Origin of the sequence: Geoanaerobacter pelophilus (assembly GCF_018476885.1) — a bacterium.
Lineage (GTDB): Bacteria > Desulfobacterota > Desulfuromonadia > Geobacterales > DSM-12255 > Geoanaerobacter > Geoanaerobacter pelophilus.
On record NZ_JAHCVJ010000007.1, the window covers coordinates 117,473 to 131,057 of the forward strand.

A 13,585-nucleotide genomic window follows, 5' to 3' on the forward strand; every position below is an offset into this window, starting at 1 on the left:
TTACACTATGGAAGTAATAGGCCCCTATTTGAACAATCCCAAACATCTCTTTACGCCTTACGAAAAATTCGTAATTGCGATTCTGGCGTTTCTCCAATTCACCGTCATCCTTGACTTTATGGTTATGTCACCGCTAGGGGCCATACTCATGCCAGATTTAGGCATTTCGACCTCTCAGTTCGGGTTGGCCGTTTCAGCATATGCATTCAGTGCCGGAGCATCAGGCCTGTGCGCGGCTGGATTTGCCGACAAATTTGACCGGAAGAGGATGTTGCTGTTCTTCTACGCGGGGTTCGTCATTGGCACTCTCTTTTGCGGGATTGCTAATAGCTATGTGATGTTACTCTGTGCAAGGGTCATTACAGGGATCTTTGGTGGCGTAATTGGCTCCATATCGTTCGCAATAATAACCGACATCTTCAAGATGGAGGTTCGTGGCCGGGTGATGGGATTCGTACAGATGGCTTTTTCGGCCAGCCAGGTACTGGGTATTCCGCTGGGACTTTTCCTTGCCACCTATTTCAATTGGCATGCACCGTTCCTGATGATTGCGGCAATTGCGGCACTGGTCGGGGTGGTCATCGCCTTGAAACTAAAGCCGGTTACTGCCCATCTCAAAGGGAGTCAGGACAAAAGCGCGTTTCAGCACCTCTGGCATACGGCATCAAACCCTTTCTACATCCGAGGGTTCATTGCGACGATGCTGCTTGCTACGGGAGGATTCATGATCATGCCTTTCAGCAGCGCATTTTTGGTGGATAATGTCCTCATTCCGGAAACCCACCTGTCGCTGATTTTTCTTGTTACTGGGGTTGTTTCCATTTTTACCGGTCCACTATTGGGGAGACTGGCTGACAGCATTGGCAAGTACCGGTTGTTTGTGATAGGCAGCCTTCTGTCGATGATAATGGTAATAATCTACACTCATCTCGGACCTGTTTCGATTTGGACGGTCATCGTAACCAATGTTTTTCTCTGGATAGGAATATCCTCCCGTATGATTTCTTCTTCCGCGCTTATCTCTGGCGTGCCTGAGATGAAGGACAGAGGGGCATACATGGGTATAAACTCGGCCACCCAGCAGGTTGCCGGAGGAGTTGCATCTTTCGTTGCCGGCCTCATTGTTTATCAGCCGGCTAAAAATGCACCACTGCAGCATTTTGACACTGTTGGCTATGTCACGGCCTGCACCATGCTCATTACTCTTGGCATGATGTTCTTCATCGAACGGCAGGTATCAAGGAAACTCCATGTTGCCAATGTTTGAATGGTGCGTGGTATGGAGGGAAAAAGTGTTGAATGTCTCAATAAATAGAGGCTTTTCTTTTTGTGTTGTCCTTTAGTGTCCAATGATTACCGGACTTGTATGCTACGAACAGCTGCACAATGTCGTCAAAAACTGATTCCGCGAGGGTAACTGCATGAATGCTTTAAAATCATTGCTTCGGAGAACTGCTAGCGGCGTCTTGCTCGCAATCTTATGCTTTCCAGCCATCGCTAATGCCGAGGACCGGTCTGCAAATCAGCTGAGCCGTATCGTTACATCGGTACTTGAAGCTTATGGTGGTAAGGGCTCAGTCTTAAAAGTAAAGTCGGTGGTGGCCAAAGGGACAATTACCGATTTCATGAAAGAGAAAAAAGGTGAATATGCCCGCTATTATGCCCGGCCGCAAAAACTGCGGATAGAGATCATGCCTGACCAAGGAGGCGAAGCGCGAGTCCTTGATGGCGGCAAAGGTTGGCAGGGGAGCCCTGAAGCCCTCAAAGAGGCTAGGCCGATCACTATGCAGTCGATGATCTACCAGTACAGCTATCTCGACCTTCCCATGGGGTTGGCCGACAAGAGTTATTCCGTGTCTTACGGCGGAAAGAAAGAGTACCGGGGCAAGCAGGTTGACCTTCTGCTGGTGGCGGTTAACGGGGCACCGCAACTGAGAGTTTACATTGACCCGGAGAAGCGGCTGATTGTTCGGGTGGCGTCGGATTTCGATATGGGGATGGGTTCAAGCGAGCTAGCTACCGAATATGAGGATTTCAGAGTGGTCGGTAAAGTACTCTTTCCGTTTCGTCTCATCAACTATGCGGGTGAGATGAAGCTGTCGGTCATTACCTTGTCTGAGATACGGATCAATAGCGATATTCCCAAAGAGAAGTTTGCTCCCGATCCTCTTAGGACCAAAGAGAAATAAGCGCAAAGCCACCCATTATCCCGTTTTGATACCGATCTTCGGCCATCTGTAACATGAAAGGTAGATTTTGAAAGTATCTCTGTTACTGCTTTTTGCCGCTACAACCGCATTCACGTACTGGCTGCGCCACATCAATCTTCGCCATCTGAAGCAGTATGGGGCGACTGTCCCGGATGGTTTTGCCGATGCAATAAGTCAGGAGACTCTGGCCAAAACCTCTGCCTACACCATTGACAGCAGCCGTCTGGGGCTGTGGGAATCTCTGTTTGATAACACGTTGCTGATCCTTTTTCTCTTTGCCGGATTGCTGCCGATGTATGATCGCTTCGTGGCCGGAATGAGTGACTCCTTCATTGTTCAGGGACTGCTCTTCTTCTTGATCCTCACCTGGACACAGGCGATTCTGGAGCTTCCGTTCACTCTGTACAGCACCTTCGTGGTCGAGGCTCGCCACGGATTCAACACCAGCACGCTCCGTATCTGGGCTGCTGATCTGCTTAAATCGCAGGTTATCGGCTCAATCTTGCTTGCCCTGATCATCTCTGTCTCTCTTTGGCTGATTGAATGGAGCCCTCTGCACTGGTGGCTCTGGTTATGGGGAGTTATGGCCATGTTCACTCTTGTCATGATGTTTCTCTCGCCGTACGTGATCGAGCCGCTGTTCAACAAATTCGAGCCGGTCGATGAGCCGGGGTTGACCGAAGAGATTGCAGCCATGATGGGCAAGGCAGGACTTAAGGTCGGGCGGGTTATGAAGATGGATGCCTCCAAACGGAGCCGACACAGCAATGCCTATTTCACCGGAATCGGCAAGGTGAAGCGGATCGTGCTCTTTGACACCCTTATTGAGCAGATGACCCATGCCGAAATAGTGGCGGTGCTTGCCCACGAGATCGGTCATTGGAAGCTGCGCCATATCCTTAAACGGTTGGTTGTCGCAGAGGGGATGCTGCTGGGGGGGATGTGGTGCGCCTGGCAGGCTGTGCGCTGGGAAGGGTTAACTGGGTTAGTGGGTATGGAAGGGGGGTCATTTTTTGCACGGCTGATGATCTTGGGGTTCATCGCTTCGCTGTTGATGTTCCCTTTCACCCCGTTATCGGCCTGGCTGTCGCGTAGACATGAACGGGAGGCCGATCGGTTTGCCTGCGCTATTACCGGCGATCCCGAATCGCTTGCCTCAGCCCTCATCAAGCTGTCGGCTGAGAATCTCTCCAATCTTCACCCACATCCTCTGTATGCAGGGTTTTACTACTCACATCCACCGGTTGTGGAACGGGTGCGTAGCTTGAGACAGTTAAATGCCCCATGATTCATCATCGGCGGGATCTGGTGGTGTCGGATGGAAGAGCTGTCCGACAAGCTCGATGCCATCCGGCATGTCGTAACTGCCGAAACAGTAAAAGGAATTACAGTGAAGATGTCTAGATTTCTGATTATTATATGTCTGGTCGTAACCGTAGCCGGATGTGCCGCCAAGGACTGGCGAACCGCCAGCCGTGAACCTGCCGGGATTGCGCCTGACCCGGCCGTGACCAAGGAGGCGGTATTGCAAGCCTACGCTGCTCCCACCTGGGGATGGCGCGGCTGGTTTGCCGTACATACCTGGATCTCGGTCAAACCGGCAAACGGTACGTCATATACGGTGTACGAGTTGATCGGTTGGAGGCAAAAACGGGGGATACCCATGGTTCGCATTGAAAAGGACCTTCCCGACCGATACTGGTTTGGCGAGCGCCCACGTCTGCTCAAGGAGCTCAGGGGCGAAAAAGCGGAAAAGCTGATTCCAGCCGTTGACCAGGCAGCCCGCAGCTACCCGTGGCCGGATACCTATAAAGCATTCCCCGGGCCGAACAGTAATACCTTTATTGCCTGGATTGCCAAGAAGGTTCCGGAACTTGGACTTGAGCTGCCATTCACGGCCATCGGGAGCGGCTATGCGAATTAATGCCATGCCCCGTTACGAAGAACCGCTCTTCCGGCCACCGAGCGAGGCAAGAAGCCTCATTTTCCAGATAACGGTCGGCTGTTCCCAGAACAGCTGCACCTTTTGCGGCATGTACAAGGGGAAGAGTTTCCGCATCAGGCCCCTGGAAGAGCTGATCGCCGAGATCCAAGGCATCGCCGCCCCTTTCAGGCCTGCCGTGGATCGGATCTTCATCGCCGATGGCGACGCGCTGGTCTATCCGTTCGATGGACTTATTACCCTTCTCGACACCATGGCGGAAACTTTCCCCAACCTCGCCAGAGTCGGTTCATATGCCTCACCCAACAGTCTGCTGACCAAAAGCTGCGATCAGCTTGCCAGCCTCCGGGCAAAGAAACTGCGGATCCTCTATTTCGGACTGGAGTCGGGAGACGACGAAACCCTGGCAACTGTTCGGAAGGGATTTACGGCAGACGGGATGGCGGAGCAGGCGATCAAGGCTCGCGAAGCCGGGATGAAACTTTCAGTGACCGCCATCCTTGGCCTTGCAGGCCGGGAGCGAAGCCTTGAGCATGCCCGACATACCGCAGAATGGGTCAACCGGGTCAATCCGGAGTACTTTTCGCTGCTGACGCTGTTCCACCGCCACAACCAAGAGTTTGTTCGCTCGCTGGTCCAGTGCACCCGCCGCGAACTGATGCTGGAAGCACGCGAGCTGCTGTCGTTTCTCAACCCTTCGCGCACCATCCTCCGCTCCAACCATGTTTCCAACTTCCTGAATCTTGCCGGGAGCTACCCCAAAGACCGGGAACGGCTGATTGCGGAGCTGGATGCCGCAATGGTGCAGGCCGCAAGATACCCGGGATTCCTCGATGGAGTGCCGGAATATCAAGAAGAGTACTAGAGAAAGGGAGAGTTTTGAGCGAAAAATGTTATTGGGATGACCTGCGCGAGGGGGATCCGCTCGCATGTCGCCCATTTACCCTGACCATTGACGAAATCATCGAGTTTGCCAAGAAGTACGATCCTCAGCTATTCCATGTCGATCCCAACGCGGCGGCAGCAACCCGTTTCGGTGGGATAATTGCGTCCTCACTGCATACCCTGGCAATGTGTACCAGGTCGTTGGTGGAAGCCTTGAGCGACCATGAAGTCATCATTGGTCTGGAGATGGAGAAGGTATCATTGCCGAATGTCGTCAGGCCTGATGATCTCTTGACCATTAATGCCCACTGGGCAGACCTCAAGCGCTCAAAGAGCAAACCGATGCAGGGCGTGGCAACGGTGAAGTATCATGTGACGAATCAACGGGAAGAGGTTGTTCTGGCAACCGGCTTCAGGTACATGCTCGCCTGTCGGCCTGTATGAATTATTGTTTGTCACCCTTGCCGGCATTGAAGCTGCCGTAGTCGGGATCCTTTTCCTGAATGTGTGCAATCAACCATTTGGCAAGGTACGCATAGAGATCCACTTTAATGGTTGGCTGACCATCGTGAAAGGCATGCTGGAACTCGATGATCTTTTGTCGGAACAGGGCATGCTCCTCTTTATGCTCGGCAAGTTTTGGGTAAGAGTGCTCAGCCATCCACTTTTCTTCGGCAGCAAAATGGTAGGCAGTATATTCAAATAACTCATCAAGGATCATCTCAAGTCTGGCCTGCGGCGCCTGGTTCTTGAAAAGGTCGTATGACTTGTTCATTAGCTCCACCAGGTGCTCATGATGCTCATCAAATTCTTTTACCCCCAGCAGATACTTGTCACTCCACTCCATAAACACCGGCATATTCTTCCCCCCAGGATATTTTCAATCTAAGTGACTCAACATTTGCAACAGGCATAACGGGGTGAGTCTATACCTCTTTGCTAGCCTGGCCACTAAGAAAGTTACACAAATTATAGCATCATCTATTTAGCTACCGCAAACGAGGTGGTCCATGGATGTTTTCAGGTGATTATTCCCCGGCTTTCAATGCTCTTTTTGGTAAAGTTTATTTATTTCAGAGTGTTGTGGCTGGGTTATTGTGTGGCATAGCATATGCTTTATCCAAATACAGGAATCAAAATTAACGGAGGATACTCAAATGAAAAAAGTCCTTTCAACCCTCGTAGCAGCTATCGTAGCACTCTCTTTCGCCGGGATCGTATGTGCAGCTGAACCAGCACCTGCAATGCCAGCTGGTCACCCAGCTATTACCAAGGAAGAAAAAGCTCCGGTCAAGAAGGCCAAAAAAGCCAAGAAAGCAAAAAAAGCCAAAAAGGCAGAGAAAAAAGAAGAAACCAAGCCTGCTGAAGCCCCGGCAGCGAAGTAATCACCACAACTCATGCTGGAACAAAGCCGCATCCTCGGATGCGGCTTTGTTATTTTGGGCCATAAATCTTGGTTTATATTAGAAGGTTATCGTCCATCCGGAACTCAAAGCTCTGTGTCTTCAAGGCCTTGCCCGGCGGAATTGGATGGCAATCTGCACGGTTTGTATCCAGTAATTAATCTGTTATCCTCCCTACCATCATCTATTTGTAAAGGAGAGGACATGACTAAAGCAGAACTGATCGCCAAAATCGCAGAGAAGGCAAAACTCACCAAAGCTCAAGCAGAATCTGCCGTAGCAGCGTTTCAATGCATCGTGATTAAGGAACTGGTGACAGACGGTAAAGTCACTCTCGTAGGCTTTGGCACCTTCTCGTCAGTCAAGAGAGCGGCACGGACCGGCAGGAACCCGCAGACTGGCAAAGAGATGAAGATAGCGGCCAAAAGGGTAGGGAAGTTCACAACCGGCAAATTCCTCAAAGACCTTGATGCGTGCAAATTTGAATGCAAGCAGGAGAAGAAAACACCCGCCTCCAAGACTTTTGAGGTGAGGCGCCGGAAGGGTTAAGATATTCTTCATTTTGTAGTTACCCCGGGCTCTATTGTTAGCCCGAACATGAAAAGCCCACCAAGATATTTGGTGGGCTTCGCTATGCGTGTTTCGTAACTTTTCGATTTCATCGAAGATACCGGCCCTACTTACCTCCGGCGTGACTCAACTTCCCTGTAACGGTTATTTTGTGGTGGACTGTCATTATTCTCGATAATTATTGCCCTCCTTTTGTTGAGACGTTTGTTGCATGTGAATTAACTTTATCCTCTCCTATGGCAAAATAACAGTCTGTTTTTTTAAATTTATTGGGAGTATGATCTATTAGTTTGAGAGTCAGGATGGTTGGTTATTCTGTCTTGAGACCTTCATTAACAACCAGAAAGGGCTCCGGGTTAGGGCGGCATTCATCGAAACTGCCTTTGAGTATTCAGCAATAGCCTCATCAACCCGGGGTTACATCTTCCAGCTTCAATTAGCCATTTCATGAACTTTCTCTTTCACATGCTCCTCTCCGGCGATGATGACCAGATTCTTGTCGGCAACTTCATGGGTGATTTTGTCAAAGGTCCTTTGGCAGAAAGGTTCCCTGAACGCATCAGGCAGGGGATCAACCTCCACCGGAAAATAGACTCGTTTGCCAGCCGTTCAGAGCTGTTTCAGCAGAGCCGGCGTCGTCTTGACCTTCATTACGGCCTGTATCGAGGAGTAATGATTGACCTGTTCTATGATCATTTCCTGGTGGCTGAGTGGGACAACTGGTCGGAAGAATCGTTCGATAGCTATCTAAACCGGAGCAGGGCAATTATAACCAGGCTCAATGACGAGCTCCCGGAGCGGCTGCAACAGGTTGTGCCGATAATCTTCGATGAGCTTCTTCCATCCTATGGCCAGGTGAGCGGCATAGGCAGCGCACTGACCCGGATGTCCAGAAGGTTGAAACGTGCCAACCCGCTTGCCGGCGGTGAGGTGGAGCTGGAGCGGCATTACGAAGCCCTTCGTGCCGATTTCCATGGCTTTATGCCCCAGGTACGAAGCTTTAGCGATGAGATGCTGAACTCAAATCCCGCGATGAACATAATCAGCCCATTGATTGGATAACAGCCTGTTGCCGGATTCCGTATTTTCAAGAAATGACAGGATTGTTTTGGTCTGCGTATGAGCAAAAGCCCCCAATTTGACATAGTCATTCAGGAGCAGCAGCGCCTGACTGACGTGCTCTCCTCGATCGAAGAGACTGCCAGGCAGAACAAGGCTAAGATCGCCAATCATTATGCCTACACCGCTGAACTGGAGAAGGCACGCCTTGATTCGGTTAGCTGGCGTGAAAAGAACTCGTTGACCTTCAAGCTCATCGAAAACGATAAATTTGATCCTGCCAAGTATCTTACCTCCTTCCAGATGATCGATAGCCCGTACTTCGGGGTTGTTGGGATCAAAGACACTGATAAGCGGATCGGCGCAAAAGAATATCTCATAGGCAAGCAAGGGTTTGTTTCGCATGACAACCGGGCATTGATCGTCGATTGGCGCAAGGCGCCGATCTCGCGTTTTTTCTATGACTACGAAGTTGGCGAGGAGTATCTTGAAACGATTCAGGGCAAGGATCGGGAAGGGGAGATAACCCGGCGTGACACCGTAGAGATAGCGAAACGGTCTCTGCGCCGCATTGAATCCGGCGCAGACCTTTACGAGTTGACCGGTGGCGGGTGGATGAAGAACGATAAGCAGTATCATACGACTACCGACACCAAGGTGGCGAACCAGGACCACCGGATGGTGGATATCGTTTCTCTGATCTCACCGGACCAGTTCCAGATGATTACTTCGGAAGCCACTGATGGCTGTACCCTGATTACCGGTGGCGCTGGCAGCGGCAAGACGGTGGTGAGTCTCCATCGGCTGTCATGCCTGCAGTTCAACGATCCCGGCAGATTCACGCCTGACCGCTGCTTGGTGCTGATGTTCAACAAGGTGCTCCGCAACTACGTCAGACAGACTTCCTCAGACCTGCTCGGCAGTACCAGGGTTGACACTTTTAGCGCCTGGGCACTGAGCGCCATCACCGCCCTGACGGGCAAGGTTATCAAACCGGTTATTACCGATACCTTGACCGTGCAAAAAAAATCGTCAAAGCTCTCAGGCTTGCTCGCCCGCTATGTCCAGGAAGTGCAGGAGCCGGAGCCGATTCAGGATCTGTGGCGTTTTTACGGCCAGCCTTACGTTCTGGAGGCGATGTTTGGCGAAGGTGAGAATGAGAAAGAGGCGTTTCTGGGCGAGCTGCGGCGGCGTTATGCGGTCAGAAGCCAGGCGGTGTCGTTTGCTGACGTGAGTGTGCTGTTAAGGCTCTGCCAGTTGCGCGAGAAGGAGGGGCCGGTTCGCGATGCCCTCGGCTGGTACGCCCATATCATCGTCGATGAGGGCCAGGACCTCTCGCTCCTGGAGCTTGAGGCCATCCTCGCGGCAACGGACAAGCGGAATAGCATCACCCTCAGTGCAGACAGCAAACAGAAGATCCTCTCCTGGGTCGATGCGGCAGACTTTGATATCTTCCATAACAATCTCAGGGAGGTAGGGGTAAGCAACGAGGCCCTGTCTGTTTCCTATCGTTGCCCTAAGGAGATCATGGCGCTGGCTGCAAGGATCAGCAGTCGGGAGAATGAGCAGGTCGGCAGGCATTCCGGCGTCCTTGAGTATCACAAGGCAGCTGATGAGGAGAACGCCCTTATCACGTTGCGCCGGCTTGTGGAGCAGCTGGTGACCGAGGACCCGAACAGCCTGACTGCGGTCATTTGCAAGAAAAAGACGGACGAAAAGATGCTCCATAAGGCGTTACACGGCATCAAGGGATTGCATGAACCGGGCGAGCTGACCTTTGAGCCGGGTGCCCTGGTCACCATCGCCCACCAGGTAAAAGGGGTGGAGTTCGCCAACGTGATCCTTTACGACCCGAATACAAAGGATTTCAGAAAGTCTGCGCTGGACCGCAACCTGCTCTATGTGTGTGTTACCCGCGCATGCAAGCGTCTGGACATCGTATACTGGCGTGAGCTTGCCACCGGGTTGGTTTAAGGTAGTGGCCGTCTTTAAGACATGGTCGATCTGCTGGAACTGTGATTAGTAGGATTCTCAACTGCGTGACAACCATTAAAGGTTTCGGTAACCGGATGAAAAAGGAACAGAACAGCTCGGTGGTCATCACCCGGCAGGAACATGGCATCTCCCGCAAGCTTATGAGCCCGAACGCCCTGCGCGTGCTCTACCGCCTGAAAGACAACGGCTTTGTGGGTTATCTCGTCGGTGGCTGCGTGCGTGACCTCTTGCTCGGACGAGAGCCGAAGGATTTCGACGTGGTAACCAATGCCACCCCAGGCGAGATTAAGCGGATGTTCCGCAATTGCCGGCTTATCGGGCGGCGGTTTCGCCTTGCCCATATCCACTTCAAAGATGAGATCATTGAGGTGTCAACCTTTCGAGCCCAGGCTTCGAACGAGCCAGAGCCCGAGCCGAATGACGCAAATGATGCGGGGCACCGGCAGCGGGATGCTCGGATGCTGAAGGACGACGATGGCATGATTCTGCGGGATAACGTTTACGGCACTCCTGAAGAGGATGCCTTGCGCCGCGACTTCACCGTCAACTCGCTTTCCTACAATATTGCTGATTTCTCAATTATTGACTACACCGGCGGTCTCGCCGATCTAGGTGCCGGCATTATTCGCACCATCGGCGATCCAAATGTCCGCTTCCAGGAAGACCCGGTACGGATGCTGCGGGCAGTGCGTTTTGCCGCGCAGCTCGGCTTCACCATTGAAGAAGAAACCAGGAAGGCGCTGGTAGCAGCTGCTGATACCATTGTCAGGGCGGCGCCGCCACGTCTCTACGACGAAATGCTCAAACTTCTCCTCTCGGGAGAAGGGGCGAAGTGTTACGACCTCCTCAGCCAGACCGGGCTCTTTGCGGCGCTTTTCCCGGCTTTCTCAAGCTGGCTCGGCACTGAAAACGAAAGCTTTCCCCATACCCGGTTCGGAGCAATGCTCAACTGCGTTGATTCCCGCATCCAACAGGGAGGCAAGGTCTCGCCACCGCTCCTCTTGGCCCTTCTTTTCGGTGAATATCTCGACGCGAAGGCGGAGCGTTTCCGTCGCCAGGGTGCGCCCTGGCAGCAGAGCGTCAACGCGGCAATCGCGGAGTTTATGGGCGAAACCTGCCCGACTGTTATGATCATGAACCGTGTCGGCATCGCGCTCCGCGATATCATCAGCCAGCAGCTGCGCCTGAAAAAGATCCCAGGTCGCCGACCGGAGTCGTTCATTGCCCGTCACGATTTTTATGACATTATTGAATACTGCCGGATAACCCACGGTGACAAAAAAGATGTTGGCAAACAGCTCGACTGGTGGGTGGCTCAGTCAAGGCAGGAGGCGCCGGTACCGTTGCCAGGACTTGCCGAAGAAAACGAGGCGCCGCAACGGAAGAGAAAAAGACGGCGCCGGCGGCGAAACCCAAATGCTAAAAGTAAGATAGAAGGGACATAGCTAAAGCCGGGGCCGGTCGCCTTATGCAATCAGTTCTGGATCAGATCGCCTTATTGAAGTATTCATGAGGCATCAACACGTTAGTTTCACTGGCCAGCGCGACGATATCACTGTAATAATCCGTAACCGCTTTTGTAGAGGTGCTAATAATATACCAGTCGCCCAGATTCGACTTTTCACTCAGGCTGCGCGACATCACAAGGCGGTGGCGGTTCTTTGCCAGTACCCTGTTGATCCTCTGTACCAATTCTTTTGTATCTACAGCTGTTTTGATATTGTCCATAATCACCTCGTTGCTCAACAATATGCCAAATGGCAAATAATACCAAGCTAATAAGTGTCCTTCTCCCCTTATTCCCGAAGAATATGAGGCGGGCAACAAGTGACTCCGACACTAAGGGAAAACGAGTTTGCGGTCACAGATTCTTTCGGTTCTTGCCAAAAAAGTTGGACATTCAGTGCTTGCCGAAGTAAAGTCAATTTCTGCTAGTTATCTCAATAGAGTCTCTCACGCTGTAAAAAACAGTCACTGAGGCAATAGTTTAACGGACGGCACCGAAAAAGAATCTTCAGCCCCTTGTAAACAGGGGCTTTTTCATGAAAGTTTTGCATGGCCGGGAACGGCAGAAAGTTGGAGCTACGATGATCGATGAAATAAAGAATATGAACGGCAGAGAGGTAATGAATAATATTCGGAATACCGGTTTGAGCGTTATGGGCTGGTGCCGTAAAAACGGAGTTAGCTACGAGACTACCTTGGCTATGCTGCAGGGACATTCCCTTAAAAATGATACAAATAACCACTCCGAGATTCTTGAAAAGCTGAAAGCGGAAGGGCATTATGTAGCGCTCTGACCACCATTCCGTGAGATAGTTGAAATAACAACACCCCTGTCAGCTTCACGCTAGCAGGGGTGTTGTTATTGGTGGTTTGTCTTGGGGAAAACTACGATGGCAAAAAGAAGCCGTCTTTTCATTGACGGCCCAAAGCAAATCATATCACTCGCAAGTTAAGTATAACAACAACACTGGTAAAAAGGGAGACAAAGTGTTGTTGTCTGCAATTCTGAGCCGGACATGGTGCTCTTGAGTTGTCATCATTCACTGAGCTGTCTCTGCTGTTGGTTCTTCAAAGCTGATCCGGCCGATCTTACCTGCACGCAGCTCCCGCAATAATGCCTCCGACGCCCGGTTCAGGTCTACCTCCCCGCCACTGGCCAGGCACCCCAGCCGGCGACCCACAGCCACAATAAGGTCATTGGCTGAGCCGGGGATGGCTTGCAATCCGTAACGGGTTTGCAGCAGTTCGGGATAACGCCCTAGCAGGTATTCGCCGGCAAAAGTCGCGACAGTGACACTGTCCATGGCGTTGTCGCCGATGGCGCCACTGACGGCTAACCGGTAAGCGCCGTTCTGATCGCTCATATCCGGCCACAACACCCCCGGTGTATCAGAAAGGACAATGCCGTTGCGCAGGTCGATCTGCTGGGTAGTGGTGGTTACTGCTGGCCGGTCACCCACCTTTGCCATGTTTTTCCCAGCCAGGGTGTTGATCAGGGTGGATTTCCCAACATTGGGAATCCCTACCACCATGGTGCGAACCGGAAAGCCTGGCTTGCCCCGCTTTGGGGCCATTGCCTGGCAAAGCTTGATCAGCGGCTTGGTGTCAGCATGCTTCTTTGCAGACATGGGAAGCGCCCGCACCCCGGTTTGTAATTCCAACTCTCGCACCCAGGCCTTTGTTACGATCGGGTCGGCCAAGTCGTGTCTATTCAGAATCTTAATCCAGGGCTTGGTCCGTCGCAGCTCAGCCAGCCGGTGATTGGAACTGGAGTTGGGGAGCCGGGCATCCAGAACCTCGATCACCACATCTACCCGCTTGATCAGGTCCTGGATCTGTTCCAGCGCCTTGCCCATGTGTCCGGGAAACCATTGTATCGTCATATAAAACATTCCTTTGTGATTATAGTTGCACCCATTGATAGCAACTGGTCGCGCATTTTCCAATAGATGCGATATCAGAAATGACGGTTATCGCCGTGTTTTTTTATAGTAACCCGGTTCGTGCGAATAAGG

15 protein-coding genes are annotated in these 13,585 nt (G+C 51.9%); 12 read left to right on the forward strand and 3 right to left on the reverse strand.

Annotated features, from left to right (window positions below; all coding sequences use genetic code 11):
- Nucleotides 1-7 precede the first annotated feature (7 nt).
- The 6 genes from KI809_RS16320 (at nt 8) to KI809_RS16345 (ending at nt 5,481) form a co-directional block, all read left to right on the forward strand.
- Nucleotides 8-1,267, forward strand: coding sequence for an MFS transporter (locus KI809_RS16320; protein WP_281416926.1), 1,260 nt, complete (start codon nt 8-10; stop codon nt 1,265-1,267).
- A 154-nt stretch (nt 1,268-1,421) separates the two neighbouring features.
- Nucleotides 1,422-2,189: a LolA family protein gene (locus KI809_RS16325; RefSeq protein ID WP_214172654.1), complete on the forward strand. Its 768-nt coding sequence runs from the start codon at nt 1,422-1,424 to the stop codon at nt 2,187-2,189.
- 67 nt (nt 2,190-2,256) lie between these two features.
- Nucleotides 2,257-3,498: a M48 family metallopeptidase gene (locus tag KI809_RS16330; RefSeq protein WP_214172655.1), complete on the forward strand. Its 1,242-nt coding sequence runs from the start codon at nt 2,257-2,259 to the stop codon at nt 3,496-3,498.
- Nucleotides 3,499-3,528: 30 nt separating this feature from the next.
- Complete coding sequence (locus KI809_RS16335; protein ID WP_246559461.1) at nt 3,529-4,134, forward strand: DUF3750 domain-containing protein; 606 nt, start codon at nt 3,529-3,531, stop codon at nt 4,132-4,134.
- A gap of 4 nt (nt 4,135-4,138) precedes the next feature.
- Nucleotides 4,139-5,017, forward strand: coding sequence for a radical SAM protein (locus KI809_RS16340; protein ID WP_214172735.1), 879 nt, complete (start codon nt 4,139-4,141; stop codon nt 5,015-5,017).
- Between the two features lie 14 nt (nt 5,018-5,031).
- Nucleotides 5,032-5,481 carry a MaoC/PaaZ C-terminal domain-containing protein gene (locus tag KI809_RS16345; protein ID WP_214172656.1) on the forward strand — a complete coding sequence of 150 codons (450 nt, stop codon included), beginning with the start codon at nt 5,032-5,034 and terminating at the stop codon, nt 5,479-5,481.
- A gap of 1 nt (nt 5,482) precedes the next feature.
- Here KI809_RS16345 and KI809_RS16350 read toward each other — a convergent pair whose 3' ends face one another.
- Entirely contained in the window at nt 5,483-5,896 is a 414-nt protein-coding gene (locus KI809_RS16350; RefSeq protein WP_214172657.1) for a bacteriohemerythrin, read from the reverse strand.
- 298 nt (nt 5,897-6,194) lie between these two features.
- Here KI809_RS16350 and KI809_RS16355 point away from each other — a divergent pair, with 298 nt between their 5' ends.
- From KI809_RS16355 to pcnB, 5 genes are all read left to right on the forward strand, one after another.
- Nucleotides 6,195-6,422 carry a hypothetical protein gene (locus tag KI809_RS16355; RefSeq protein ID WP_214172658.1) on the forward strand — a complete coding sequence of 76 codons (228 nt, stop codon included), beginning with the start codon at nt 6,195-6,197 and terminating at the stop codon, nt 6,420-6,422.
- A gap of 222 nt (nt 6,423-6,644) precedes the next feature.
- Nucleotides 6,645-6,989, forward strand: a complete 345-nt coding sequence (locus tag KI809_RS16360; RefSeq protein ID WP_214172659.1) for an HU family DNA-binding protein — start codon at nt 6,645-6,647, stop codon at nt 6,987-6,989.
- Between the two features lie 468 nt (nt 6,990-7,457).
- Entirely contained in the window at nt 7,458-8,072 is a 615-nt protein-coding gene (locus KI809_RS16365; RefSeq protein WP_214172660.1) for an acyl carrier protein phosphodiesterase, read from the forward strand.
- A gap of 57 nt (nt 8,073-8,129) precedes the next feature.
- Nucleotides 8,130-10,043, forward strand: coding sequence for a UvrD-helicase domain-containing protein (locus KI809_RS16370; RefSeq protein ID WP_214172661.1), 1,914 nt, complete (start codon nt 8,130-8,132; stop codon nt 10,041-10,043).
- A gap of 65 nt (nt 10,044-10,108) precedes the next feature.
- Entirely contained in the window at nt 10,109-11,509 is a 1,401-nt protein-coding gene (gene pcnB / locus KI809_RS16375; protein WP_337833331.1) for a polynucleotide adenylyltransferase PcnB, read from the forward strand.
- Between the two features lie 40 nt (nt 11,510-11,549).
- Here the strand turns inward: pcnB and KI809_RS16380 are convergent, their stop codons facing one another.
- On the reverse strand, nt 11,550-11,792 hold the full coding sequence (locus KI809_RS16380; RefSeq protein ID WP_214172662.1) for a hypothetical protein: 243 nt from the start codon (nt 11,790-11,792) through the stop codon (nt 11,550-11,552).
- 314 nt (nt 11,793-12,106) lie between these two features.
- On the opposite strand from KI809_RS16380, the gene KI809_RS16385 reads away from it, so the two are divergent.
- Nucleotides 12,107-12,364: a hypothetical protein gene (locus tag KI809_RS16385; protein WP_214172663.1), complete on the forward strand. Its 258-nt coding sequence runs from the start codon at nt 12,107-12,109 to the stop codon at nt 12,362-12,364.
- 246 nt (nt 12,365-12,610) lie between these two features.
- Here the strand turns inward: KI809_RS16385 and ylqF are convergent, their stop codons facing one another.
- Nucleotides 12,611-13,453, reverse strand: coding sequence for a ribosome biogenesis GTPase YlqF (ylqF, locus tag KI809_RS16390; RefSeq protein ID WP_214172664.1), 843 nt, complete (start codon nt 13,451-13,453; stop codon nt 12,611-12,613).
- Between the last annotated feature and the right edge of the window lie 132 nt (nt 13,454-13,585).